The sequence below is a fragment of the Thermus islandicus DSM 21543 genome, from assembly GCF_000421625.1.
In the GTDB taxonomy this organism is placed as follows: Bacteria; Deinococcota; Deinococci; order Deinococcales; family Thermaceae; genus Thermus; species Thermus islandicus.
In genome coordinates this window covers 403920-425901 of the sequence record NZ_ATXJ01000001.1, presented here as the reverse complement: position 1 = coordinate 425901, position 21982 = coordinate 403920, and the positions used below count along the sequence as shown (strand labels likewise).

Here is a 21982-nt window from a genome sequence, read left to right as displayed (position 1 = left end):
AGGAAGGGCCACCCCAGGGGCTACACCCGCCCGACGCACCGCTAAGGGACGGGGCTACCCCCTCTAGAGCCTCTTCACGGGGTGAGGGCCGCCCGCAGGACCCGGGCGGCCTCGAGGAGCTCCTCCAAAGGCCGCACCAGGGCGATGCGGACAAACCCTCTCCCCCCGGGCCCGAACCCCCGCCCAGGGGCGAGGGCCACCCCCTGTTCCACGAGGCTTAGGGCGAACTCCAGGTCGTCCACCCCCTCAGGAAGCCTCCCCCAGAGGTACATGGTGGCCCTGGGGGGAAGGAGGCTTAGGGCCCCCCGAAGGGCCTCGGCCATCCCCAAGGCCCGTTCCCGGTAGACCCAGGCGTAGCCCCGGGTGGTCTCCCGGGGGGTCTTCAGGGCCTCCACCCCCATGCGGAGGATTCCCGCGTACGCGTTGAAGTCTATGACCCCCTTAACCCGCTCCAAGCGCCCGATGGCCTCCTCGCTCCCCAGGGCGAAGCCCAGGCGGAAGCCCGCCAGGTTGTAGCTCTTGGAGAGGGAGAAGAGCTCCACCACCCGCTCTTTGGCCCCGGGGAGGGCCAGGGGGGAGGGGGCCTCCCCGTCATAGACCTGGTCCACGTAGGGGTTGTCGTGGACCAGCCAGAGGCCGTGCTTCCGGGCGAGGGCCAGGGCCTCCTCAAAGTAGGCCCAGTCGGCCACGGCCCCCGTGGGGTTGTTGGGGTAGTTGAGGAGGAGGACCTTGGCCTCCCGCCACGCGCCCTCCGGCACCGCCTTCAGGTCGGCGAGGCCGTCCTGGCGCAAGGGGACCAAAAAGGTCCTTAGGGAGGCCACCCGGGCCGCCCCGAAGTAGCTCGGGTAGGCCACCTCGGGAAGGAGGAGGAGGTCATGGGGCTCCGTGAGGGCAAGGAGGAGATGGGCGAGGCCCTCCTGGCTCCCGATGAGGGCGAGGGCCTCCCGCCTGGGGTCCAGGCGCACCCCGTACCTTTCCTCGTACCAGCGGCAGGCCGCCTCCAGGAAGGGAAGGGTGCCGCTTTTCAGGCAGTAGCCGTAGGTGGAGGGGTCCTCGAGGGCCTCCCGAAGGGCTTCCAAGGGCGCCCTCGGGGGAAGGAGGTCGGTGGAGCCGATGGAGAGGTCTAAAAACCTTACGCCCTTCTCCCTCGCCTTGCGCTTGGCCTCGTCCACCACCAGGAAGACGGAGGGCTCGGGCACCCTATCCATGGGCCCCCTCCGGCCAGGCCTTGCCCGTGACCAGGGAGAGGGCGTGGGGCAGGACGGGCAAGAGGGCTTCCAGGGACTCCCTGGCGCCCTTAGGGCTTCCCGGGAGGTTGACGATGAGGGCCTTGCCCCGAACCCCCGCCACCCCCCGGGAGAGGGCGGCCATGGGGGTCTTCTCCAGGCCCTTGAGGCGCATGAGCTCGGGGAGGCCCGGGGCCTCCCGCTCCAGGACCTCCCGGGTGGCCTCGGGGGTGCGGTCCCGGGGGCCCAGGCCCGTCCCCCCGCAGGTGAGGATGAGGTCCAGCCCCTCCCGGTCGGCCCAGAGCCGGAGCACCCGCTTGATCATGGGGGGCTCGTCGGGAACGATCTCGTAGGCCACCACCTCGTAGGGCCCCCCCTTCAGGGCCTCCCGCAGGGCCAGGTGGGCGGTGTCCTCTCGCTCTCCCCGGTAGCCCTTGTCGGACACGGTGAGGATGCCCACGCGGAACATTGCCCTCAAGGTACCACAACGGGAGGGCGGGCCCCTCCCGGGCTTGCAAAAAGGGCGGCAAGCAGGGCCCGGCCGTAGCCCAGGGTTGCCGCAAGGGCCCGGGGGTCCAGACGGGCGAAAGTGTCCGTGGGCCAGTGCCAGTCCGGGGGGACGCCTCCCTCCAGGCGGACGAGGGTGAGGGTGGGGAAGCCCTTTTGCGCTAGGGGCAGGGCGTCAAAGTAGGCCAGGCGGTAGCGCAGGGGCCGCGCCCCGGGGGTCCTGCGGGCGGCCTCGAGGAGGGGCCCCCGATAGGGGACGTAGCCGAGCATCCCCTCCCCCTCGGCGTAGAAGAGCTCCCCCCGGCCCACGTTGTCCAGGTTAAGAACAAGCGTCCCCTGGGGCAGGTGGGGAAGGAGGGCCTTGGCCCCCAGAGCCCCCACCTCCTCGCATCCCGTGAGGGCAAGGCCGAGCCGGAAGCCAGGCGGGGGGACGGTTTCCAGGAAGAGAGCCGTGGCCACGGCCACGCCGCTTGCGTTGTCGTTCCCTCCCTCCACGTAGGGGGCGGAAAGCTCCCGGTGGAGAAGGAGGGCGGCCTGGAGGAGGAAGTAGAGGCTTAGGGGCCACTTCAGGGGGGTGAGGGCGAGGAGGGGGGAGAGAAAGGCGAGGAGGGCGTTCAGGAGGAAGGCCCGCCGGAAGCCCCTGACCCGCCTCGGGTGGTAGAGGAAGTGGGTCTTGGCCGTGTCCACGTGGGCCATGAGGACGAGGGCCCTTTCCCCCTCCCCCTTCCAGGCGAGGAGGCTTCGCGAGGGGTGGCGGTCCAGGAGCCGCCCCCAGGGCCGCCTGCCCGTGAAGTAGAGGTAGAAGCCTATGGCCCCCGCCAGGGGCAAGAGGGGGGAGAGGAAGCCGAGGCCTAGGAGGAGGCTAAGGGCGAGAAGCTCGGGACCGTAGCTTGGCACGCCTCGGAAGGGGATCTCCAGGGGCCTCACTCCTCTCGCCTCCAGGAAGGCCCGGAGCCTGCGGAAGGCCTCGGCCTCGAGGGGGGTGGCGCTTCCCCGGTGGGGCAGCTTGAGGAGGGCCAAAACCTCTTCCAGGGGGTCCACCCTTCCAGGATAATGGTGCCATGTGGACCTTCCCCGAGGTCCTCACCGGGCGCTACGTGCGCCTGGAGCCCCTTGGCCTCGCCCACCTTCCCCACTTCCTCCGCCACTTTGACCCCGAGGTCTACCGCTTCCTAAGCCGCGCCCCCAGGGCCGGAGAGCCCCTGGAAGAGGCCCTACGGGCCCACCTGGAGGGGCTCCTCGCGGAGCCCGGCCGGGTGAACTGGGCCATCCTCCTAGGGGAAGCGGTGGCCGGGCGGATCTCCGTGATCGCCCCCGAGCCCGAGCACGGGAGGCTGGAGATCGGCACCATGGTTTTTAAGCCCTACTGGGGAAGCCCGGCCAACAAGGAGGCCAAGTACCTCCTCCTCCGCCACGCCTTTGAGGTCCTCGAGGCGGAACGGGTCCAGTTCAAGGTGGACCTGAGAAACGAGCGGAGCCAAAAGGCCCTGGAGGCCCTAGGAGCGGTACGGGAAGGGGTGTTGCGAAGGCACCGCAGGCTTCCCGACGGGAGCTTCCGGGACGACGTGTTCTACAGCATCCTCAAGGAGGAGTGGCCCCGGGTGAAGGGGAGGCTTACGGCCAGACTCTATGGTCCTTCGGGAAACCCTTAGCCTCCTCGTCCTCTTCCTTACCTACCTGGGCCTCGCCCTTGGAGGGCTTCCGGGGTACCGGATGAACCGGGCCGGGGTGGCCCTGGTGGGGGCGAGCCTCCTTGTGCTCCTCGGGGAACTGGACCTGAAGGAGGCCTGGCAGGCCCTGGACGCCCCCACTCTCGTCTTCCTCTTCGGGGTCATGGTCTTAAACGCTCACCTGGGCTATGCGGGCTTCTTCCCCCTGGCCGCCCAAGGCCTCCTCCGCTTCGCCCGCACGCCCTTTTCCCTCCTCGTCCTCCTCTCCTTCGGAGCGGGGGGGCTTTCCGCCCTCTTCCTCAACGACACCATGGCCCTCCTCCTCACCCCCCTTGTCCTCCGCCTCGCCCGAGGCCTGGGCCTGAACCCTTTGCCCTACCTCCTCGCCCTCATGGGGGCGGTGAACACGGGAAGCCTCATGACCCCCACGGGCAACCCCCAGAACATCCTGGTGGCAAGCCTCTCGGGGATCGGCTACCTGGACTTCCTCCGGGCCCTTTTCCCCGTGGCCTTCCTGGGCCTCGCCCTGCAGGTGGGACTCCTCGCCCTCCTCTTCCCCGAGGTGCGGTCCCTAAGGCCCTTGCCCCCTCTACCTCCCTTGCGTTACCGCCTCCACAGGGCGCTTCTCCGCAAGGGGCTTCTCGTGGCCTCGGGGCTTCTTTTGGCCTTCCTCCTCGGCTACCCCATGGCCCAGGGGGCCCTAGTGGCGGCGGGGCTTCTCCTCCTCAGCCGGAGGCTCCGCTCCGAGCGCTACTTCTTGAGGGTGGACTGGGAGCTCCTGGTGATGTTCAGCGGGCTTTTCGTGGTGACGGAGGGGGTGAGGAGGCTTGGCCTCGCGGAGGCCCTCCTCCCCCTGGCCGCCAATCCCTTGGGGCTTCTTTTCGCCGCCACGGGCCTTTCTCTCCTGGTCTCCAACGTGCCGGCCGTCCTCCTCCTCGCGCCTTTGGTCCACGACGAGCGGGGCTGGCTCCTCCTCGCCGGGGGGAGCACCCTGGCGGGGAACCTCACCCTGCTCGCCAGCGTGGCCAACCTCATCGTAGCCGAGGGGGCGGGGCGGGAGGGGGTGCGGGTGGGCCTCCTGGAGCACCTCCGCTTCGGGCTTCCCCTCTCCCTCTTCTCCCTAGCCCTCCTTTACCTGTGGCTAACCTAGCCGGGCCTCGAGCCAGCCCCCGATGGCGAGCACCCTCCCGTCCTCGGCGTAGGGCCCCACCACCTGCAGGCCCACGGGCATCCCCTCCACCCGGGCGAAGGGCAGGGCAAGGGTGGGCACGCCGAGGAGGCTGAAGGGAAGGGTGAGGGTGATGAAGGCCTCGCGGTGGCTCTTCCTCCCCGACTCCAGCTCCACCTCCTCTGTGCCCAGGGGGGGCGCGGGGAGGGGCTGGACGGGAAGGAGGAGGGCGTCCACCCCCCTCAGGGCCTTCACCAGCTCTAACCGCAGAACCTCCCGCTCCGCCACGGCGTCCCGGTAGTCCTTCTCCGTGAGGGCAAGACCTGAGAGAAGCGCCTCCCGCACCTTCTCGGAGAAGCCCTCGGGGTGCTCCTTAAGGGCCTTCTCGTGGATCCGGGCCGCCTCGTAGCGCACCAGGCGGGTGTAGACCTCGTAGACCCCCTTGAGGGGAAGGGAAACCTCCTTCACCCCGGCCCGAAGCCGAGGAAGGGCCTCCAAAAGCTCCTCAAAGGCCCGGCGCACCCCCGTCCCGAGCCTCCCCTCCAGGAAGTCCAGGGGGACCCCGAAGACGGGGTTCTGGGGGCCCTCCAGGGGAAGGCTCTCCCCCGCCAGGATCTCCGTGAGGAAGTGGGCGTCCCGCACCGTCTTGGCCAGGGGGCCCGCGTGGTCCGTGGAGCGGGAGAGGGGAAGGGCCCCCTCCAAGCTCACCCGGCCGTAGGAGGGCTTGAAGCCCACCACGCCGTTGAAGCCGGCAGGGATGCGGATGGACCCTCCGGTGTCCGAGCCTAGGGAAGCAAGGCCAATCCCCAGGGCCACGGCCACGGCGCTCCCGCCGCTAGAGCCTCCGGCCTGGCGGCTGGGGTCCAGGGCGTTCCGCACCGGCCCCGTCCAGGGGTTCTCCCCGGTGATGCCCAGGGCGATCTCGTGCATGTTGGCCTTGGCAAAGAGGAGGGCCCCCGCCTCCCTCAGGCGCCGCACGGCCACCGCCTCCTCGGGGAGGGGAGGCAGGGGGGCACGGGTCCCAGCCCGGGTGGGCATGCCCTTCACAGGGAAGAGGTCCTTCACGGTGAGGGGGAGGCCGTGCAGCGGCCCCCGCACCTGGCCCCGCTTGAGCTCCTCCGTGAGGACCTCCGCCTCCTTACGGGCCGCCTCCTCGTCCAGGTAAGCGAGGGCGTTCCGGTCCTCGTAGGCCCGGGCCCTTTCCAGGGCCTCCTCCAGAAGGGCGAGGGGGGTGGTCCGCCCCAGGTCCAAAAGGTGCTTGGCCTCAAGCAGGTCCATGCTCCATTATAGAGGCGCCCTCGAGCCTTTTTCCCGGCCAGGCGTAGGTGAAGACCTCCCGCCCTTTTAGGGCCAGGGCCATGAGCTCCCCCGCGGGCAGGCGGGCCTCGGCCTTTAGGACCACCCCCAGGTCCGCCCGGGTCACGGGGTGCCTGGGGGCGAAGAGGGTGCAGCACTCCTCGTCGGGGAGGATGGAGGTCTCGTAGGTGCCGATGCGCTTGGCCTCGGCCATGATCTCCTGCTTGTCCCACCCGATGAGGGGCCGGAAGACGGGGAGGGTAGCCGCCTGGTTTACGGCGTGGAGGTTCTCCAGGGTCTGGGAGGCCACCTGGCCCAGGCTGTCCCCGGTGCACAGGGCCAGGGCGCCCTCTTCCCTGGCGATGGCCTCGGCGATCCTCAGCATGTAGCGGCGGTAGAGGACCACCCGGTAGGCCGCAGGAGCCTCCACCAGGATGTGCCGCTGGACCTCGCTGAAGGGGACGAGGTGGAGCCTGAGGCGGTGCTGGAAGCGCACCAAGCGCTCGGCAAGGGCCTTCGCCTTCTCCCGGCTCGCCCCCGAGAGGAGGGGGAAGGGGTGGAAGTGCACGAGGACCACCTCCGCCCCCCGGCGCATGAGGCGGTAGGCGGCCACGGGGGAGTCAATCCCCCCGGAGAGGAGGGCCACCACCCGCCCCGAGACCCCGGGAGGAAGGCCGCCCAGGCCCGCGCGCCGCTCCACCTCCAGGAGGGCGGCCCCGGGGAGGAGGCGCACCACGAACTCCCGCTCCGCCCCCTTAAGGCGCACCTCGGCCCCCGTCCTCTCCTGGACGAAGGCCCCGAGGAGGCGCTCCACTTCAGGGGAGGTGAGGGGAAAGGCCTTGTCCGAGCGCTTGGCCGTGATGCGGAAGCTCCGGAAGGTCTCGCCCTTCAGGGCCTCCTCCAAGGCCCCCTTCAGGGCCTTGAGGTCCGCCGGGGTGCGGAGAACCCGGGCGAAGCCCTCCACCCCCAGGGTGTCCTGGAGGCGGGTTCTGGCCTCGGGCCAGGCCTCCTCGGGCAGGCGGAAGAGGAGGGCCATGGGCCACTCCCCCTCCAGGGCCGCCCCCAGGCCCTTCAGGGCCCGCGCCACGTGGGCCTTGGCCCGCTTGAGGAAGAGGGGGCGGTTCTTCCCTTTTAGGGCGAGCTCGTGGAACAGGTTCACCAAAAGCAGGGTTTCCATGGCCTTTCAGGGGCAAAGCCCCTTCACCGCCAGGTAGAGCCGGCTGCACAAGGAGCCCCTTCTGGCGGCCTCCTTTAGGTCCTCAGGGCGCCCGAAGCGGAAGGCGGTGTAGTAGGTCCTGCCCGGCTTGGGCTCGGGAAGCTGGGGCGGAGAGAGAAGGCGGGCCTCGTAGACCCAAAGCTCCAGGCGGTAGCTGGACCTTTCCTCGTGGCCGCAGGCCAAGGGCCCGGGCCCGGCCACCCGGGCGGAAAGCTTCTCCTGGGCGACCCTGTGGGCGGCCTCCTCCAGGGTCTCCCCCGGCTCCAGGCTCACCGCCGGCAAGCCCCAGGCCCCGGGGAACTCGGGGTCGTCCTGGGGGCGGAGGACCAAAAGAAGCCCCTCCTCCCCCCAGGCGGCCAGGGCCAGGGAGCGCTTCTTGGGCAGGTCCTCGCGCACCCATTCAGGGTAGCAGGAGTGTAGCCTGGGCGCAAATCTCGCGCCCTAGGCCAGCCTAAGGGACTCCACCTCCACGGGGGTGGAGTGGAAGGTGCTCCCGCCGCCCAGATCGGTAAGCCTTTCCGAGGTGAGGTGGTTCACGCCTTTGCCGTCCGGGGCCCACTTCTCCCACCAGGTGCCCTCGAGGACCACCGTCCCCGGGATGGGGGCCTCGCTCACCACCGCTTTCCTCGTGATCCTTCCCCACGGGGAGCGGATGTGGACGAGCATGCCGCTTTGGATCCCCCGCGCCTCGGCGTCCTCGGGGTGGATGAGGAGCCTGGGCTCCCCGCCTTCCGCCTCCACCAGGGCCTCCACGTTCCCGTAGGTGGTGTTCAGGAAGCGGTGGGCCGGGGGGGTGAGGAGGATCAGGGGGTAGTCCGGCAGGGGCTCGGTGGGGATCACCTCCGGCGGGGGGCTGAAGCGCACCGGGCCTTCGGCGAAGGGGAGGAAGGGCTTGGGGAGGTTGAGCTTCACGAAGCCCTCCCGCTTGAGCCTCTCCAGGGTGATGCCCTCCAGGTAGGGGTGGTCCGAGGCAAGGAGGCTTTCCGCCACCTCCTCGGCGGTCCAGTAGAGGGTGGGCTCCTTCAGGCCGAGCCTCTTCGCTAGCTCCCGGAAGACCCAGGTGTTGGGGCGGGCCTCCCCTTCCGGAGGGGCCAAAGGCTCGTTCCAGGAGAGGTAGTAGTGGCCGTAGCTCGTGTAAAGGTCGGGGTGCTCGTAGAAGAAGGTGGCGGGGAGGAGGTAGTCGGCGAAGTGGGCGGTTTCGGTCATCACCTGCTCCAGGACCACGGTGAAGAGGTCCTCCCGTTCTAGCCCCGCCTTCACCTTCCCCGTATTGGGGGCCACCACCAGGGGGTTGGTGTTGAAGACGAAGAGGACGCGGATGGGGGGCTTGAGCTCGGTGAGGGCGGTGCCGAGCTGGTTCATGTTGATGGCCCGCGCCTTGGGGTTGGGCCGGAAGTAGCCCTTGTGGGGATGGCTCCCCTCCAGGAGGTGCCGCCCTCCGAGGAAGCGCTTGTGGAGGGGGAAGGCCCCGCTGGTGGAGAGCATGGCCCCGCACCCCGGGTAGCGCCAGGCCCCGAGGAGGGCGGGAAGAAGGATCACGGCGCGAAGGGCGTTGCCCCCTCCCGGGTGGCGGGTCATGCCGTAGCCCACCCGGAGGAAGACCCGCTTGGCCTCCCCCATCTCCCGGGCCAGGCGAAGGATGGCCTCCACGGGAAGGCCGGTGAGGGCGCTGGCCCTTTCGGGGGTCCACCTCTCCGCCTCCTTCCGGTAGGCCTCGAGGCCCACCGCCGCCTTCTCCAGGTAATCCCAGTCCACAAGCCCCTCCCGGAAGAGGACGTGGGCCAAGGCGTAGGCCAAGGCGGCGTCGGTGCCGGGGCGGAGCTTGAGGTGAAGGTCGGCGAAGCGGGAGGTGAGGTTTTCGTAGGGGTCTATGTGGACCACCTTGGCCCCCCGCCTCCTCGCCTCCTTGAGGAAGGGGGTGAGGTGGCTATTCGTGGAGAGGCTGTTGATGCCCCAAAGGAGGACGTAGCGGGCCTCGGGGACCTCCTCGGGGTCCGGGGCGAGGCGGGGGCCATAGGTCATCTCCCAGGCGGCGCTCCCCGCCGTGGCGCAGATGGTCTCCAGAAGCTCCGAGGCCCCGATGGCCCGGAAGAAGGCCAGGGGGTGCTGGTTCTCTATGAGGCCCATGGTCCCGGCGTAGTGGTAGGGGAGCACGGCCTCGCCCCCCTCCTGGTCCAGGACCCTTTTGAGCCTTTCGGCGATCTCGTCCAAGGCCTCCTCCCAGGAGACCCGCGCAAAGCGCCCATCCCCCTTCCGCCCCACCCGGCGCAGGGGAAAGAGAAGCCTGGCCTTCACCCGTTCCGGGTAGCGGTAGGTCTTGGCGCAGGCGAAGCCCCGGGTGACGGGGTGGCGGGGGTCGCCCTCCACCTTCACCAGCCTGCCCTCCTCCAAGGTGAGGAGGAGGCGGCAGGCGTCCGGGCAGTCCAAGGGGCAGGTGGCGCGCATAGGGCTATAGTAGCCCAAGCCGCTCCAGAAGACGGCACCGCTCCTCGTAGGGGTCGGGGAGGAGGCCTACGGGATCGTCCAGGCGTAGGACGAAGCCCTCCCGGTAGAGGGGCCAGCGGGGCCATCCCCCAGGCTCCCCTTCCCTGGCAAAGCCCGTCCAATAGCGGCGCATCCACCTCCCCAGGCGCTCGGCCCGCTCCCTGGCCTCCCTTCCCAGGAAGAGGGGTAGGAAGGGCATGGCCTCGAGGTTCCCAAAGAGGGGGGCGAGCTCCAGCCCGTGGAAGGCCCCAAGGCCCTCAAACCCCGGCACCCGGAAGGTGAAGAGGTAGCCGTAGGTGGGGGCGTGGGGGGCCTGGAGGCGGGCGGCCTTCAGGGAGGGGCAGAGGAGGGTGAGGTCGGTCTGCACCTCCCCCCAGGCGGCCTTGGGGTCCGGGGTGCGCCTCCGGTAGGAGGCGAGGAGCTCCGCCGCCTTTTCCGGGGAAAGCCCCGATTCCTGGAGCCACCTCCTGGCCTCGTCAAAGCTCCCGGGGGCGAGGAGCCCGTTGAGGGCGGGGAGGGCTACCTCCTCGGCGTTGGCCCCGGCGATGAGGGGGAGGCCCGCCGCCCTCCCCTCCCCTAGGGCCTCCCGGGGGTCCTGGGGCAGGAGGGGGGAGAGGTGGGGCTTGAAAGGCCCCACCCGGAAGACCGCAGGCCGGGCCAGAAAGCGGGCCGCAGCCTCCAGGGTGGGCGCCTCGGGGAGGAGGCGCTCCAAAGGAAGCGCCCGAAGGCAGGCGAGGTCCTTGGGATCGCAGCCCTTCGCCTTGGCCCAGGCCTCGCCGTAGGCGAGGTCCGCTTCCAGGGGCCTGGCGTAGCCGCACCCCCCCGACTGGAGGATGGCCTTGTGGAAAAGCCCCCTCGCCTCCGGCACGGCGAGAAGGGTGCAGACCAGCATTCCTCCGGCGGACTCCCCGAAGAGGGTAACGTTTTCTGGATTCCCACCGAAGTAACGGATGTACCTCCGGACGAAGCGGAGGGCCTCCAAGAGGTCCAAAAGCCCGTAGTTCCCAGCCGCCCTTGGGTCCTCCTGGGCCAGGGCGGGAAGGGCGAGGAAGCCCAAAGGCCCCAGGCGGTAGTTGGGAGCTACCACCACAACCCCCTCCCGGGCCAGGCGGTGGCCGGCGTAGAGGGGCTCCGCCGCCGCCCCGGAGGTGAAGCCGCCCCCGTGCAGGTAGACCATGACCGGGAAGCCCTCGGGAGGCGGGACCTCGGGGGGAAGGTAGAGGTTCAGGACCAGGCAGTCCTCCCTCTGGGGCGGGATGGGGCTTCCGAGCCGGGCGGTGAGCCCCGGACCTTGGGGGCAGGCCACCCTTTCCCGCCCCACGCCCCGGGGCCAGGCCTGAAGAGGCCTTGGGGCCTGGAAGCGCCCCGCCTCGGCGTAGGGGAGGCCGTAAAAGGCGATGGCCCCGCCCTCCCACACCCCCTCCGCCCTGCCCAAGGGGGTGGAGGCCAGGAAGCTCTGGGCCAAGGCCAGGCTCCCGAAGAGGAAGAGGAGGATTGGGCGCATGGGTCCAGTCTATAGGGCCCGGGCGTATAATCCCGCCGTGGACGGCCCGAAGGCCTGCTTGGAGGAAGGGTTCTGGGCCCAAGGCCTCAAGGTGGCGGGCGTGGACGAGGTGGGCCGGGGGGCGTGGGCGGGGCCCATCGTGGTGGGGGCGGTGGTCCTGCCCCCGGGGACCTACCCCTTTCGGGACTCCAAGCTCCTCTCCCCCCGGGAAAGGGAGCGCCTGGCGGAAAAGGTGAGGGAAGCGGCCCTGGCCTACGCCCTGGGGGTGGCGGAGGTGGCCGAGGTGGACCGGCTGGGCGTCCTTAAGGCCACCCTCCTCGCGGCAAAGAGGGCCCTACGGCAGCTTTCCCTCGCCCCGGAGGCCCTGGTCACCGACTACCTCCGCCTTTCCACCTCCCTGCCCCTCCTCGCCCCGCCCAAAGCGGACGAACAAAGCCCCAGCGTGGCCGCAGCCAGCATCCTGGCCAAGGTCCACCGGGACCGGATCATGGCCGAGCTGGACCGCCTCTACCCGGGCTACGGCTTCGCCCGGCACAAGGGGTACGGCACCCCGGAGCACCAGGAGGCCCTCCTCGCCCTGGGACCCTCCCCCGTGCACCGCAGGCGGTTTTCCCCCGTGGCCCGGGCTCCCTTAAGGTTTCCTGAAGCCCCCTAGGCCCTGCCCGGCCTAAGCTAAGGGGGAAAGGAGGGCGGTATGCGGTTTGTCCTTCTGGCCCTTTCGGCCATCCTTTCCGCCTGCACCCTGACCCTTTACCCGGAGGGGCTTTCCGTGACCTACCGGCTGGACTTTGGCGGGGCCATCCTGCGCTTTGAGCCGGACCGGGGCGCGGGGGCCACCTACTTCCTGGGGGAGGAGGTGCGGTTCCTCCTCACCCTGGACCAACCCGGATGGGTGAGCCTGGTGGTCCTAGACCCCGACGGGCGCACCTACGAGCTGGACCGCTTCTACCTGGATCGGGGCACCCACCTCCTACCCCCCGGGGCCTACCGGTACACCCTGACCCTGCCCCGGGGCCTGCACCGGGTCCGGGCGGTCTACACGGAGGGCCCGCCCCCCGCAAGGGTCCGCCTCGAGGGGGTCTACACCGACTGGGACGCAAGGCTTCGCCTCTACATAGAGGCCTCGGGGGCCAGGCGCTACGACGTGGCCGAGACCTACTTCTACGTGCGGTGAAGCCCGGCCGCTCCGGGCTTGCGCACCCGACCCCGGGGTAGGGTATAATCCCCCCGGACCGCGAAGGAGGTCAAAATGAAGCGGCGCGACTTTCTGAAGAAGGCGGGTATCGGCGTAGCGGCGAGCGCGGCCTTCGGCCCGGTCTTCGCCCAGGGAAGCCCCACGGTGCGCTGGCGGCTGGCCAGTAGCTTCCCCAAGAGCCTGGACACCATCTACGGGGCGGCGGAGGTCCTGGCGGAGCGGGTTTCCGCCCTCACCGGGGGCAAGTTCCTGATCCGCCCCTACCAGGCGGGGGAGATCGTGCCGGGCCTCCAGGTGATGGACGCCGTCCAGCAGGGCACGGTGGAGGCGGGGCACACGGCGAGCTACTACTACGTGGGCAAGGCCCAGGTGCTGGCCTACGACTGCGCGGTCCCCTTTGGCCTCACCGCCAGGCAGCAGAACGCCTGGATGTACTATGGGGGCGGGCTGGAGCTTTTCCGCTCCATCTTCGCCGACTTCGGCATCATCCAGTTCCCGGGGGGCAACACCGGGGCCCAGATGGGCGGCTGGTTCCGCAAGGAGATCAAGGGGCTTTCCGACCTCAAGGGCCTCAAGATGCGCATCCCCGGGCCCGGGGGCCAGGTGATGAGCCGGCTGGGCGTGGTGCCCCAGGTGCTGGCGGGCGGGGACATCTACCCGGCCTTGGAGCGGGGCACCATTGACGCCACCGAGTGGGTGGGCCCCTACGACGACGAGAAGCTAGGGTTCTACAAGGTGGCCAAGTATTACTACTATCCGGGCTTCTGGGAGCCCGGCCCCCAGCTCTCCTTCTACGTAAACCTCAAGGAGTGGCAGAAGCTGCCCAAGGAGTACCAGCAGGCCTTTGAGGTGGCCGCCGCCGAGGCCAACCTCACCATGCTGGCCAAGTACGACAAGGTCAACCCCGAGGCCCTCCAGCGCCTCCTCAAAAACGGGGTGAAGCTCCGGAAGTGGCCCGCGGAGATCCTAAAGGCGGCCCAGAAGGCGGCCTTTGACTGGTACGAGGAGGAGGCGGCCAAGGACGCCACCTACAGGAAGGTCTACACGGCCTGGAAGAAGTTCCGGGAGGAGCAGTACCGCTGGTTCGCCGTGGCCGAGCTGGGCTACGAGCAGTTCGCCTTCCCGGCGGTATAGGGGCAGCCAGGCTCCCCCCGGCCCTTGGGGCCGGGGGGTCTTCCTTGGCCGCTTCTAGCCAATAAAGGCGTAGACGATGCCCGGAAAGAGGAGGAGGATCAGGACCATGAGGAGCTGGATGAGGATGAAGGGGACGGCCCCCCAGTAGATGTCCACGGTGCTCACGCTCTTGGGGGCCACGCTCCTCAGGTAGAAGAGGGCAAAGCCAAAGGGCGGGTGCATGAAGGAGGTCTGCAGGTTGACCCCAAGGAGCACGCCGAAGTAGATGAGGTTGATGTCCATGGCCTTGACCGCCGGGGCCAGGAGGGGGAGGACGATGAAGGCGATCTCAAAGTAGTCCAGGAAAAAGGCCAGAAAGAAGACGAAGAGGTTCACCAGGAGGAGGAACCCCAGCTGGCCCCCCGGGAGGTTCTTGAGGAGCTCGGCCACCCAGAGGTCCCCATCTATGCCGTAGAAGACCAGGCTGAAGATCCGGGAGCCGACCAGGATGAAGACCACGAAGCTGGTGAGCTTGGCGGTTTCCCGGAGGGCCTGGGTGAGGAGCTCGCGGTTCAGGCGGCGGCGGCTTAGGGCCATGAGCAGGGCCCCCACCGCCCCCATGGCCCCGCCTTCCGTGGGGGTGGCGATCCCCAGGAAGATGGTGCCCAGGACCAAAAAGATCAGGACCAAAGGCGGGATCATGACCCGGAAGACCCGGGCAAAAAGGGGGTTCCTCCAGAGGAGGAAGAGGGTGATGGCGGCCCCTACGCCGAGGAGGAGGAGGTCCAACCAGGGGCTTGGGGGAAGGTTGAGGAGGGAAAGGCCCCAGGGGATAAGGGCCAGGACCAGGTAGCTCAAAAGCCCCAAGAGAGCCCCCCGCTCGTACCCGGCGAAGGGCCTGGCCTCCGGGGGCAGGGCCGGGGCGGCCTTGGGGTTGAGGAGGGTGGTGAGGAGGACGTAGAGCACGTAAAGCCCCGTGAGGATGAAGCCGGGAACGAAGGCCGCCTTGTACATGTCCCCCACGGAGACCCCCAGCTGGTCGGCCATGACGATGAGGACCAGGCTTGGGGGGATGATCTGGGCCAGGGTGCCGCTTGCGGCGATGACCCCCGTGGCGAGCCGGGTGGAGTAGCCGTAGCGGAGCATGATGGGCAGGGAGATAAGCCCCATGGCGATCACGCTCGCCGCCACGATGCCGGTGGTGGCGGCGAGGAGGGCCCCCACGAAGATGACCGCATAGGCCAGCCCCCCGCGCACGGAGCCGAAGAGCTGGCCGATGGTGTCCAGAAGGTCCTCGGCCATGCCGCTCCGCTCCAGGACGAGCCCCATGAAGGTGAAGAAGGGGATGGCCAGGAGGAGCTGGTTTTGCATGGTTTCAAAAATGCGTAAGGGGATGTTTTGCAAAAGGCCCAGGTTGAGATAGCCGTAGTGCATGCCCAAGAGGGCGAAGCCAAGCCCCACCGCCCCCAGGGAGAAGGCCACGGGGTACCCGAGGAGCAGCACCACCACCAGGCTCAGGAACATCAGGGGCGCCATGAGCTCAAAGGACATCAGACCACCTCCTCTTGGGCCTCGGCGGCAAGCTCCAGGTGCCCCGTCAGGGCCGCGAGGCGCTTGATGAGCTCCGAAAGGCCCTGGAGGGCGAGGAGGACCAGCCCGATGGGGACGGCCAGCTTGATGGGCCAGCGGGGAAGGCCTCCTGCGTCGGGCGACATCTCCCGGATCCTCAGGGACTCCATCACGATGGGCCAGGAGAGCCACAGGACAAGACCCACCATGGGGAGCAGGAAGAAGAGGGTGCCCAGGAGGTCTATCCAAAGCTGCGCCCTCTTGGAGAGCCTGCCGTAGAGGACGTCCACCCGCACGTGGCCGTTGTGCTTCAGGGTCCAACCCGCCCCCCAGAGGAAGATGAGGGCGAAGAGGTACCACTGGGCCTCGAGGTAGGCGTTGGAACTGTAGCGGAAGGCGTAGCGGACCACAGCGTTGGCCGCGCTCAGAAGGGTCACCAGCAGGACGAGCCAGGTGACCAAGACCCCAACCCGCTCGTTGAGGGCGTCTATGAGCTCCGATAGCCTAAGAAGCGCCTTCATCAACCCCCCTCCAGAAGGAAAACCCGCATTATCCTATTCGGGCCCTGGCCCGGGTGTCAACGGGAAAGCCGCCTGCACCAGGAAAAGAAGGGGGAGGCCCGAGGCCTCCCCCACCCCAAAGGGCCCCCTAGGGCTTAGCGGGAGCCTCCTCCTTGGGCTTCGGCTTGGGGGTGAGCTCGGCCAGGACCTGGTTCAGGCGGTTTTCCACCTTGGCCTCTTTGCGCAGGGCCTGGATGAGGGCCTGGGCCCTTTCCTGCCGCTTCCTGCCCACCACCCCCTGAAGGGCCTGCTCCTTCACCTGCTCGTAAGGCTTCAGCTCCTCGGGCTTGCGGTTCTTGATGAGGAGGACGGCGAAGGTGCCGTCCTCGAGCTTCACCACCTCGCTTACCTCCCCCAGGGGGCCTTTGGGAAAGCTCTCCTTCACCTTGAAGACCAGCCGGTCCAGGACGGCGGGCAGCTGGTTGGGGTTCACGGTGCCGTACTCCGTCACCGACCCCTCCTGGGCCTTGGCCAGGGCCTGAAGGTCCCCGCCCCGCAGGGCGGCCTCCCGGAAGGCCTTGGCCTTGGCCTCAGCCTTGAACACCACCCCCACCACCTCCGCGCTGGCGGGGACGGCGAAGAGGGCGGGGTTCTCCGCGTAGAACCTGCGGGCCTCCTCCTCGGTGGCGGTCACGTCCCGGGTGGCGTAGAGGAGGTAGGCCTGGGCGATCTCCTCCTTGGGGCCGATGAAGGGCTTGCCGCTCTTCCTAGCCGCCTCCACCAGGAGCTCCCGGTCCACGAGGTTCTCCAGGGCCTGCGGCAGGAAGAACTGCACGGCGAGCTCCCCCAGCCCCTGCTGGATGAGGGCCGCCGTCTGCTGGTTGGAGAAGACGGGCTGGAGCACCTGGGCGAGGAGGATCTCCTTCCCGTTCACCTTGGCCACCACCGGGTTTTTGTAGGTGTAGGGGAGGTTCTCGGCCCAGCGCACCTGGGCTTTCTTGCGAAGCTCTTCCAGGTAGGCCTCGAGGGCGCCGTTGCCCTTGGCCTCTTGGGCATCCTTGGTCACCTGGTCCTTCACCTCCTCAAAGGTGGGGGCCTGGGCCGGGAGGTACTCCTCCACCCGGACCAGGTAATAGCGCCCCCCGGCCTCCACCGGCCCCACCAGGCCCGGCCCCTTTAGGGCGAAGACCGCCTCGGCCACCTTGTCGGGGAAGACCACCTTGGTCACGGGCCGGGGCTGGGCCTCCCCGGGAGGGGCGCCCAGGGCCCCTCCCTGGTCCGCCCCCACCTTGGAGTACTGCTTGGCCAAGGCGGCGAAGTCCTCCCCGGCCTTGGCCTTGGCCAGCACCTCCTCCGCCTGCTTTTTGTCGTCCACCACGATCTGACGGGCCTTGACCCGGGCCTCGCCCTTGTACTTGTCCCGGTGCACCTCAAAGTAGAAGGCCACCTCCTCCGCCGTGGGCTTGGCGGAGGCGCGAACCTGCTCCAGCCGCTTTTGGATCTGGAGCTGGGACTTAAGCTCGGCCCGGAGCTCGGCGTCGGTGTACCCCACCTGGTTCAGGAACTGCTCGTAGGCCTTCTTGTCCTTGAGGCCGAACTGCTCCCGGATGCGGTCCACCTCCTTGCGCACCTCGGCGCTCCCCACCCGGATGCGGGCCGCGTCCTGCTTTAGGGCCTCGGTGAGGATCACCTGCTCCAGGAAATGGGTGTCCACCAGGGATTTGAGGAGGCCCTGCGGGTTGGCGGCGTAGAGGGGATCGTTGCCCTGGAGCCTGAGGAGGTCCAGCTCGTAGACCGCCTTGCCGTTGACCCAGAGCACCGGCTTGCCCCTGGCTTGCTGTCCCGCCTGAGGGGTGAAGAGGAGGATGGCCCCCACCACGAAGGCCAGGGCTAAGAGGCCGAAGAGGATGGTTACCACTCGCCTGTTGATGCCGAACACTTGACCGCCTCCTTCGCGCGTGCTACATTGACTGCTGCTGAGTGCGCCCGTAGCTCAGCTGGATAGAGCGTCGGCCTCCGGAGCCGAAGGTCAGAGGTTCGAGTCCTCTCGGGCGCGCCATTTTTTTTGCCTACCCCGGAAAGCCCGCAGCACGTAGGGATTTTAGCACACCCTCCCCCCGCCTGGGGTTTACCATGGGAGGGTGCTGCCCCTCCTCCTGGCCTGGCTCCACACGGTCAACGACCTCTTCGGGAACTTCCTCACCCCCCTGCTGCCCAAGCTCATGGCCCACTTCGGGGTGGGCCTGGGGACGGTGGGGCTTTTGGTGTCGGTCTACTCCCTCACGGGAAGCCTCCTCCAGCCCTTCGCCGGGCTCGTGGCCGACCGCCTGGACCGCAGGCTCCTGGCGGCCTTGGGCCCGGTCTTGGTGGCCTTGGGCATGGGGTCCTTGGGCCTCTGGCCCCGCTTTGAGGCCCTCCTCCTGGTGCTGGGCCTGGCGGGCCTGGGCTCGGCCCTCTTCCACGCCTCGGGAGCGAGCCTGGTGGGGGAGTTCGCCCCCCGGGAGAGGAAGGGCTTCTGGCTCTCCTTCTTCGGCTCCGCGGGCTACCTGGGGCTTTCCCTAGGGCCCATCGTGGCCCTGGCCACTGCGGGGGCCTTCGGGCTCACGGGCCTTCTCTGGCTCACCCCCCTGGCCCTTCTGCCGGCCCTCCTCCTCCTCCGCCTGCCCCCGGTAAGGCGGCAGGAAAGGCCGGCCAGCCTTCGCGACTTTCGGCGGGTCTTCCGGGGGGACGTGGCCCGGCTTTGGGGCATGGCCACCCTGCGGAGCCTGGTCTTCATGAGCTTCTCCACCACCCTGCCCTACTGGTACGCCCAGCGGGGCATCCCCGACGCCTACACCGCCCTCTCCCTTTCCGCCTACAGCTTCTCCGCCACCCTGGGGGCCTTCCTCGGGGGCACCCTCTCGGACCGAATGGGGCGGAAGGCCGTTCTGGTGGGCACCCTCACCTTCGGCCTCCCCCTTTACCTCGCCCTCCTCCTCTTCCCCCCGGAAAACCCCCTCTACCTGGTCCTCCTGGGGGTCACCGGGGCCCTGATGAACGCGGGCATCCCCGTGGCCGTGGCCCTGGCCCAGGAGCTCGAGCCCCGCCAGACCGCCACGGTCTCGGGCCTCCTCATGGGCTTCACCTGGGGGTTCGCCGGGCTCTTCTACGCCCCCATCGGCCACCTCGTGGAGGCCTACGGGGTCATCCCGGTCCTCCTGGCCCTGGGGGGCCTGATCCTCCCCGCCTGGCTCCTGGCCCGGTCTGTGGGGGAACCCCGTAAGATGGGGGCATGAGGCTCCTCCTGGCCACAGACGGCTCTCCCCAGGCCCGGGGAGCGGAGGCCCTGGCCGAGTGGCTCGGCTACAAGCTCTCCGCCAAGCTCCTGGCCCTTTTCGTGCGGGACGTGCGCCTGGTAAGGATCCCGGAGCTTTTGGACTTCGGGGCCCTCACCATTCCCGTGCCCGTCTACCGGGAAGAGCTGGAGAAGGCCCTCACCCTCAAGGGGGAGGCGGTTTTGGAGCGGATCCGCAAGGGTGGGGCGGAGGCGGGCCTCGAGGTGGAGACCCTCCTGGAAACCGGCCTGCCCCACGAGGTCATCCTCCGCCACGCCCGCATGGCCGACCTCGTGGTCCTGGGGCGGAGCGGGGAAGCCCACGGGGGCAGCTTTTCCGGCCTGGGGAGCACCGTGGACCGGGTGCTCCGGGCCTCCCCTACCCCCGTGGTGGTGGCCCCGGCGGAGGGCGTGGAGATCCGGGAGGCGGTGCTGGGGTACAACGCCTCGGAGAGCGCGGTGCGGGCCATGCACACCCTGGCCCTCCTGGCCAAGCCCCTGGGGCTTAGGGTGCGGGTGGTGAGCGTGCACGAGGACCCCGTGCGGGCGGGGGCCTGGGCCCTCGAGGCGGAGACCTACCTTAAGGACCAGGGCATCCCCGCCGAGGCCCTGGCCTTCCCCGGGGACCCCGCCGAGCACCTCCTAGCCCTGCAAGGCCCCTCCGACCTCCTCGTCCTGGGGGCCCCGGTGCGGCGGCTCGTGCTGGGGAGCACGGCCGAGCAGGTGCTGCGCCACGCGGTGGGTCCGGTCCTCACGGCCCGATAAGGGGGGAGGGCGTTTGGTATAATGGGCCCCTAAAGGAAAGGGGGGCTCATGACGGTCCGGCAGATCCTGTTGCGCAAGAGGAGGGGGGTCTACGCCATAGGCCCGGAGGCCACGGTCCTGGAAGCCCTGAAGAGGCTCGCCGAGCACGATGTCGGCGCCCTGCTGGTCATGGAGGGGGACAGGCTCCTGGGCATCTTTTCCGAACGGGACTACGCCCGCAAGCTTGTGCTCCTAGGCCGCTTCTCCAAGGACACCCGGGTAGAGGAGGTCATGACCCGGGAGGTGATCACCGTAGGCCCCGACGCCGATCTGGCCGAGGCCATGCGCCTCATGACCGAGCACCGGGTGCGCCACCTGCCCGTGGTGGAGGGGGGAAAGGTGGTGGGGGTGATCTCCATCGGGGATGCGGTCAAGGCCATCATCAGCGAGCAGGAGATCCTCATAGAGGAGCTTTCCCGGTACGTTTCCGAGAACCGCTAGTCCCGGAAGAGCCAGTTGAGCACCAGGCTGACCAGGGAGAGGAGGAGGGCGCCCACGAAGGCACCGGCGAAGCCCTGGACCTCGAGGGCCGTCACCTGGGCCACCAGGTAGAGGACCACCCCGTTCACCACCAGGGTGAAAAGCCCCAGCGTGAGGAGGTTCAAAGGCAGGGTGAGGAGGAGGAACACGGGCCGGATGAGGGCGTTGGCCAGCCCCCAGATGGCCCCCGCCACCAAGTAGTCGGCCAACCCCGACCCGGGGGCGAAGGCCACCCCGGGATAGAGCAGGCTCACCAGCCACAGGGCCAGGGTGTTGAGGAGGAGCCGCGCCAGGAGTCCCCGCATGTCCTGCACCTCTTTTAGGCCAGGCCCAGGAGGGCGGCCTCCCGCTTCATGGCCTCGAGGACGAAGTCCATGTGCTCGTCCAGGGGCACCCCGAGCTCCTCGGCCCCAAGGCGGATCTCCTCCCGGTTCACCCCCTTGGCGAAGGCCTTGTCCTTGAACTTCTTCTTGAGGCTTGGGAGCTCCAGGCCCAGGATGGATCGGTCGGGGCGGACGTAGACGGCCGCGGTGATGAGGCCCGTGAGCTCGTCCACGGCGAAGAGGGCCTTGGCCATGAGGCTCCTGCGGGGAACCCCGGTGTAGCTGGCGTGGCCCAGGATGGCCTCGAGGACCGCCTCCGGGTAGCCCAGGCGCCTCAGCTCCTCCACCCCCCGGTAGGGGTGGGCCTCGGGGTGCTTCTCGTAGTCCATGTCGTGGAGGACCCCGGCCATGGCCCAAAGCTCCTCGTCCTCGCCAAAGCGCCTGGCGTAGGCCCGCATGGCCACCTCCACCGCCCGCATGTGCCGCCTTAGGGACTCGCTTTCCGTCCAAGCCTCCATGAGGGCCAGGGCCTCCTCAAAGCTCGGCATGCCCTAAAGTATACCCATGCGCCTCGGCTACGGCGAGGACAGCCATCTTCTTGCGGAGGGCAGGCCCCTCTACCTCTGCGGCCTCCTCATCCCAAGCCCCGTGGGGGCCGTGGCCCACTCCGACGGGGACGCCGCGTTGCACGCCCTCACCGACGCCCTGCTTTCCGCCTACGGCCTAGGGGACATCGGCCTGCTCTTTCCCGACACCGACCCTCGGTGGCAGAACGCCCCAAGCCGCCTCTTTCTGGAGGAGGCCCTGCGCCAGGTGGAAAAGCGGGGCGGGCGGCTCCTCCAGGCAAGCCTCGTCCTCACCCTAGACCGGCCCAAACTCAACCCCTACCGGGAGGCCCTGGCCAAGGGCCTCGCCGGGCTCCTTGGCCTCCCCCTAGACCGCATCGGTCTGGCCTTCAAGACCTCGGAGGGCCTGGCCCCCCAGCACGTCCAGGCCCGGGCGGTGGTGCTTTTGGATGGTTGAGGGACTGGTCTGGCTCGGCACCCTGGCCTTCGCCGCCACCGGGGCCCTCAAGGGGGTGGAGAAGGGGTTTGACCTCTTGGGGGTTCTGGTCCTGGCCACGGTGACCGCCGTGGGGGGCGGGTCCATCCGGGACGTCCTGGTGGGCACCCTACCTCCCACGGCCCTCAGGAACGAGCCCCTTTTGTGGAGCGTGGTCCTCACCGGGCTTCTGGTCTTCCGCTTCCACCCCAGGGTGCACGCCCTGGGACCCCTCATCCACTACCTGGATACCCTGGGCCTGGGCCTCTTCGCCGCCTTAGGGGCGGAAAGGGGCCTTCAGGCGGGCCTCGGCCCCTTTGGCGTGGCCCTGGCGGGCACCCTTTCCGGGGTGGGGGGTGGGGTGTTGCGGGACGTCCTTTCCGGGGAGGTGCCGGGGATCCTCTACCGGGCGGGGGACCTCTACGCCTCGGCGGCCTGGGTGGGGGCCTTGATGGTCTACGCCCTCCACGGAAGCTACCCGGAAGGGGCCTTGTTCCTGGGGGCCCTAACCACGGGGCTCCTTCGGATCTTCGGGCGGAGGCTCGGCCTCCGCCTCCCTACCCCCAAGTAGGG

At 69.1% G+C, this 21982-nt stretch carries 23 protein-coding genes and 1 tRNA gene; 11 read left to right on the top strand and 13 right to left on the bottom strand.

Features of this window, described 5'->3' with window-relative positions; genetic code table 11:
- Positions 1 to 74: 74 nt before the first annotated feature.
- From H531_RS0102320 to H531_RS12740, 3 genes are read right to left on the bottom strand one after another with little or no spacing between them, the layout of a single operon-like run.
- A complete protein-coding gene (locus H531_RS0102320) occupies positions 75 to 1208 on the bottom strand; it encodes an aminotransferase class I/II-fold pyridoxal phosphate-dependent enzyme (RefSeq protein ID WP_022797752.1) in 1134 nt (377 codons plus the stop codon).
- Positions 1201 to 1695 (bottom strand): MogA/MoaB family molybdenum cofactor biosynthesis protein, encoded by a 495-nt coding sequence (locus H531_RS0102315; protein ID WP_022797751.1) that lies wholly within the window; start codon positions 1693 to 1695, stop codon positions 1201 to 1203. The genes H531_RS0102320 and H531_RS0102315 overlap by 8 nt, the downstream gene beginning before the upstream one ends.
- Positions 1696 to 1700: 5 nt before the next feature.
- On the bottom strand, positions 1701 to 2774 hold the full coding sequence (locus H531_RS12740) for a M28 family metallopeptidase (RefSeq protein ID WP_022797750.1): 1074 nt from the start codon (positions 2772 to 2774) through the stop codon (positions 1701 to 1703).
- 20 nt (positions 2775 to 2794) lie between these two features.
- Here H531_RS12740 and H531_RS0102305 point away from each other — a divergent pair, with 20 nt between their 5' ends.
- Together H531_RS0102305 and H531_RS0102300 are read left to right on the top strand one after the other, a co-directional pair.
- Positions 2795 to 3385, top strand: coding sequence for a GNAT family N-acetyltransferase (locus H531_RS0102305; RefSeq protein ID WP_022797749.1), 591 nt, complete (start codon positions 2795 to 2797; stop codon positions 3383 to 3385).
- A complete protein-coding gene (locus H531_RS0102300; protein WP_022797748.1) occupies positions 3363 to 4553 on the top strand; it encodes an SLC13 family permease in 1191 nt (396 codons plus the stop codon). The genes H531_RS0102305 and H531_RS0102300 overlap by 23 nt, the downstream gene beginning before the upstream one ends.
- On the opposite strand, the gene H531_RS0102295 is transcribed toward H531_RS0102300, so the two are convergent.
- The 5 genes from H531_RS0102295 to H531_RS0102275 are packed head-to-tail and all read right to left on the bottom strand — an operon-like array spanning position 4545 to position 11071.
- Positions 4545 to 5849 (bottom strand): amidase, encoded by a 1305-nt coding sequence (locus tag H531_RS0102295; protein WP_022797747.1) that lies wholly within the window; start codon positions 5847 to 5849, stop codon positions 4545 to 4547. The two genes, H531_RS0102300 and H531_RS0102295, sit on opposite strands and share 9 nt — an antisense overlap.
- A complete protein-coding gene (thiI, locus tag H531_RS0102290; RefSeq protein ID WP_022797746.1) occupies positions 5836 to 7044 on the bottom strand; it encodes a tRNA uracil 4-sulfurtransferase ThiI in 1209 nt (402 codons plus the stop codon). Before thiI ends, H531_RS0102295 begins: the two co-directional genes overlap by 14 nt.
- Before the next feature lie 6 nt (positions 7045 to 7050).
- Complete coding sequence (locus H531_RS0102285) at positions 7051 to 7467, bottom strand: NUDIX domain-containing protein (protein WP_028490606.1); 417 nt, start codon at positions 7465 to 7467, stop codon at positions 7051 to 7053.
- A gap of 57 nt (positions 7468 to 7524) precedes the next feature.
- Positions 7525 to 9528: a molybdopterin oxidoreductase family protein gene (locus H531_RS0102280; protein WP_022797744.1), complete on the bottom strand. Its 2004-nt coding sequence runs from the start codon at positions 9526 to 9528 to the stop codon at positions 7525 to 7527.
- A 4-nt stretch (positions 9529 to 9532) separates the two neighbouring features.
- Positions 9533 to 11071 (bottom strand): carboxylesterase/lipase family protein, encoded by a 1539-nt coding sequence (locus H531_RS0102275; RefSeq protein ID WP_022797743.1) that lies wholly within the window; start codon positions 11069 to 11071, stop codon positions 9533 to 9535.
- Between the two features lie 37 nt (positions 11072 to 11108).
- Between H531_RS0102275 and rnhB the strand changes: the two genes are divergently transcribed.
- The 3 genes from rnhB to H531_RS0102260 all read left to right on the top strand — a co-directional run bounded on the left by rnhB (position 11109) and on the right by H531_RS0102260 (position 13400).
- A complete protein-coding gene (gene rnhB / locus H531_RS0102270; protein ID WP_022797742.1) occupies positions 11109 to 11726 on the top strand; it encodes a ribonuclease HII in 618 nt (205 codons plus the stop codon).
- 39 nt (positions 11727 to 11765) lie between these two features.
- Positions 11766 to 12245: a DUF4384 domain-containing protein gene (locus H531_RS0102265; RefSeq protein WP_022797741.1), complete on the top strand. Its 480-nt coding sequence runs from the start codon at positions 11766 to 11768 to the stop codon at positions 12243 to 12245.
- A gap of 75 nt (positions 12246 to 12320) precedes the next feature.
- On the top strand, positions 12321 to 13400 hold the full coding sequence (locus H531_RS0102260; protein ID WP_022797740.1) for a TRAP transporter substrate-binding protein: 1080 nt from the start codon (positions 12321 to 12323) through the stop codon (positions 13398 to 13400).
- A gap of 54 nt (positions 13401 to 13454) precedes the next feature.
- Here the strand turns inward: H531_RS0102260 and H531_RS12735 are convergent, their stop codons facing one another.
- The 3 genes from H531_RS12735 to H531_RS0102245 form a co-directional block, all read right to left on the bottom strand.
- Entirely contained in the window at positions 13455 to 14930 is a 1476-nt protein-coding gene (locus tag H531_RS12735; protein WP_022797739.1) for a TRAP transporter large permease, read from the bottom strand.
- Entirely contained in the window at positions 14930 to 15469 is a 540-nt protein-coding gene (locus tag H531_RS0102250; protein WP_022797738.1) for a TRAP transporter small permease subunit, read from the bottom strand. The genes H531_RS12735 and H531_RS0102250 overlap by 1 nt, the downstream gene beginning before the upstream one ends.
- Positions 15470 to 15596: 127 nt before the next feature.
- Positions 15597 to 17387 (bottom strand): peptidylprolyl isomerase, encoded by a 1791-nt coding sequence (locus tag H531_RS0102245; protein WP_022797737.1) that lies wholly within the window; start codon positions 17385 to 17387, stop codon positions 15597 to 15599.
- A gap of 43 nt (positions 17388 to 17430) precedes the next feature.
- Between H531_RS0102245 and H531_RS0102240 the strand changes: the two genes are divergently transcribed.
- The 4 genes from H531_RS0102240 to H531_RS0102225 all read left to right on the top strand — a co-directional run bounded on the left by H531_RS0102240 (position 17431) and on the right by H531_RS0102225 (position 20006).
- Positions 17431 to 17507 (top strand) — tRNA-Arg (locus H531_RS0102240).
- 82 nt (positions 17508 to 17589) lie between these two features.
- Positions 17590 to 18723 (top strand): MFS transporter, encoded by a 1134-nt coding sequence (locus tag H531_RS0102235; protein ID WP_022797736.1) that lies wholly within the window; start codon positions 17590 to 17592, stop codon positions 18721 to 18723.
- Positions 18720 to 19526, top strand: a complete 807-nt coding sequence (locus H531_RS0102230) for a universal stress protein (RefSeq protein ID WP_022797735.1) — start codon at positions 18720 to 18722, stop codon at positions 19524 to 19526. Before H531_RS0102235 ends, H531_RS0102230 begins: the two co-directional genes overlap by 4 nt.
- A 48-nt stretch (positions 19527 to 19574) precedes the next feature.
- Positions 19575 to 20006 (top strand): CBS domain-containing protein, encoded by a 432-nt coding sequence (locus H531_RS0102225; protein WP_022797734.1) that lies wholly within the window; start codon positions 19575 to 19577, stop codon positions 20004 to 20006.
- Here H531_RS0102225 and H531_RS0102220 read toward each other — a convergent pair.
- Both H531_RS0102220 and H531_RS0102215 read right to left on the bottom strand, forming a co-directional pair.
- Positions 20003 to 20350 carry a phage holin family protein gene (locus H531_RS0102220; RefSeq protein WP_022797733.1) on the bottom strand — a complete coding sequence of 116 codons (348 nt, stop codon included), beginning with the start codon at positions 20348 to 20350 and terminating at the stop codon, positions 20003 to 20005. The genes H531_RS0102225 and H531_RS0102220 overlap by 4 nt on opposite strands.
- Positions 20351 to 20364: 14 nt before the next feature.
- Positions 20365 to 20916, bottom strand: a complete 552-nt coding sequence (locus tag H531_RS0102215; RefSeq protein ID WP_022797732.1) for an HD domain-containing protein — start codon at positions 20914 to 20916, stop codon at positions 20365 to 20367.
- A gap of 16 nt (positions 20917 to 20932) precedes the next feature.
- Between H531_RS0102215 and ispF the strand changes: the two genes are divergently transcribed.
- Complete coding sequence (ispF, locus tag H531_RS0102210) at positions 20933 to 21391, top strand: 2-C-methyl-D-erythritol 2,4-cyclodiphosphate synthase (RefSeq protein ID WP_022797731.1); 459 nt, start codon at positions 20933 to 20935, stop codon at positions 21389 to 21391.
- Positions 21384 to 21980, top strand: coding sequence for a trimeric intracellular cation channel family protein (locus H531_RS0102205; RefSeq protein WP_022797730.1), 597 nt, complete (start codon positions 21384 to 21386; stop codon positions 21978 to 21980). The genes ispF and H531_RS0102205 overlap by 8 nt, the downstream gene beginning before the upstream one ends.
- Positions 21981 to 21982: the final 2 nt, after the last annotated feature.

What these genes read in the sequence shown, in the direction of transcription:
- H531_RS0102320 (WP_022797752.1), bottom strand. Translation starts at nt 1,208, where the DNA reads ATGGATAGGGTGCCCGAGCCCTCCGTCTTCCTGGTGGTGGACGAGGCC.
- H531_RS0102315 (WP_022797751.1), bottom strand. Translation starts at nt 1,695, where the DNA reads ATGTTCCGCGTGGGCATCCTCACCGTGTCCGACAAGGGCTACCGGGGA.
- H531_RS0102305 (WP_022797749.1), top strand. Translation starts at nt 2,795, where the DNA reads ATGTGGACCTTCCCCGAGGTCCTCACCGGGCGCTACGTGCGCCTGGAG.
- H531_RS0102300 (WP_022797748.1), top strand. Translation starts at nt 3,363, where the DNA reads ATGGTCCTTCGGGAAACCCTTAGCCTCCTCGTCCTCTTCCTTACCTAC.
- H531_RS0102295 (WP_022797747.1), bottom strand. Translation starts at nt 5,849, where the DNA reads ATGGACCTGCTTGAGGCCAAGCACCTTTTGGACCTGGGGCGGACCACC.
- thiI (WP_022797746.1), bottom strand. Translation starts at nt 7,044, where the DNA reads ATGGAAACCCTGCTTTTGGTGAACCTGTTCCACGAGCTCGCCCTAAAA.
- H531_RS0102280 (WP_022797744.1), bottom strand. Translation starts at nt 9,528, where the DNA reads ATGCGCGCCACCTGCCCCTTGGACTGCCCGGACGCCTGCCGCCTCCTC.
- H531_RS0102275 (WP_022797743.1), bottom strand. Translation starts at nt 11,071, where the DNA reads ATGCGCCCAATCCTCCTCTTCCTCTTCGGGAGCCTGGCCTTGGCCCAG.
- H531_RS0102265 (WP_022797741.1), top strand. Translation starts at nt 11,766, where the DNA reads ATGCGGTTTGTCCTTCTGGCCCTTTCGGCCATCCTTTCCGCCTGCACC.
- H531_RS0102260 (WP_022797740.1), top strand. Translation starts at nt 12,321, where the DNA reads ATGAAGCGGCGCGACTTTCTGAAGAAGGCGGGTATCGGCGTAGCGGCG.
- H531_RS12735 (WP_022797739.1), bottom strand. Translation starts at nt 14,930, where the DNA reads ATGTCCTTTGAGCTCATGGCGCCCCTGATGTTCCTGAGCCTGGTGGTG.
- H531_RS0102250 (WP_022797738.1), bottom strand. Translation starts at nt 15,469, where the DNA reads ATGAAGGCGCTTCTTAGGCTATCGGAGCTCATAGACGCCCTCAACGAG.
- H531_RS0102230 (WP_022797735.1), top strand. Translation starts at nt 18,720, where the DNA reads ATGAGGCTCCTCCTGGCCACAGACGGCTCTCCCCAGGCCCGGGGAGCG.
- H531_RS0102225 (WP_022797734.1), top strand. Translation starts at nt 19,575, where the DNA reads ATGACGGTCCGGCAGATCCTGTTGCGCAAGAGGAGGGGGGTCTACGCC.
- H531_RS0102220 (WP_022797733.1), bottom strand. Translation starts at nt 20,350, where the DNA reads ATGCGGGGACTCCTGGCGCGGCTCCTCCTCAACACCCTGGCCCTGTGG.
- H531_RS0102215 (WP_022797732.1), bottom strand. Translation starts at nt 20,916, where the DNA reads ATGCCGAGCTTTGAGGAGGCCCTGGCCCTCATGGAGGCTTGGACGGAA.
- ispF (WP_022797731.1), top strand. Translation starts at nt 20,933, where the DNA reads ATGCGCCTCGGCTACGGCGAGGACAGCCATCTTCTTGCGGAGGGCAGG.
- H531_RS0102205 (WP_022797730.1), top strand. Translation starts at nt 21,384, where the DNA reads ATGGTTGAGGGACTGGTCTGGCTCGGCACCCTGGCCTTCGCCGCCACC.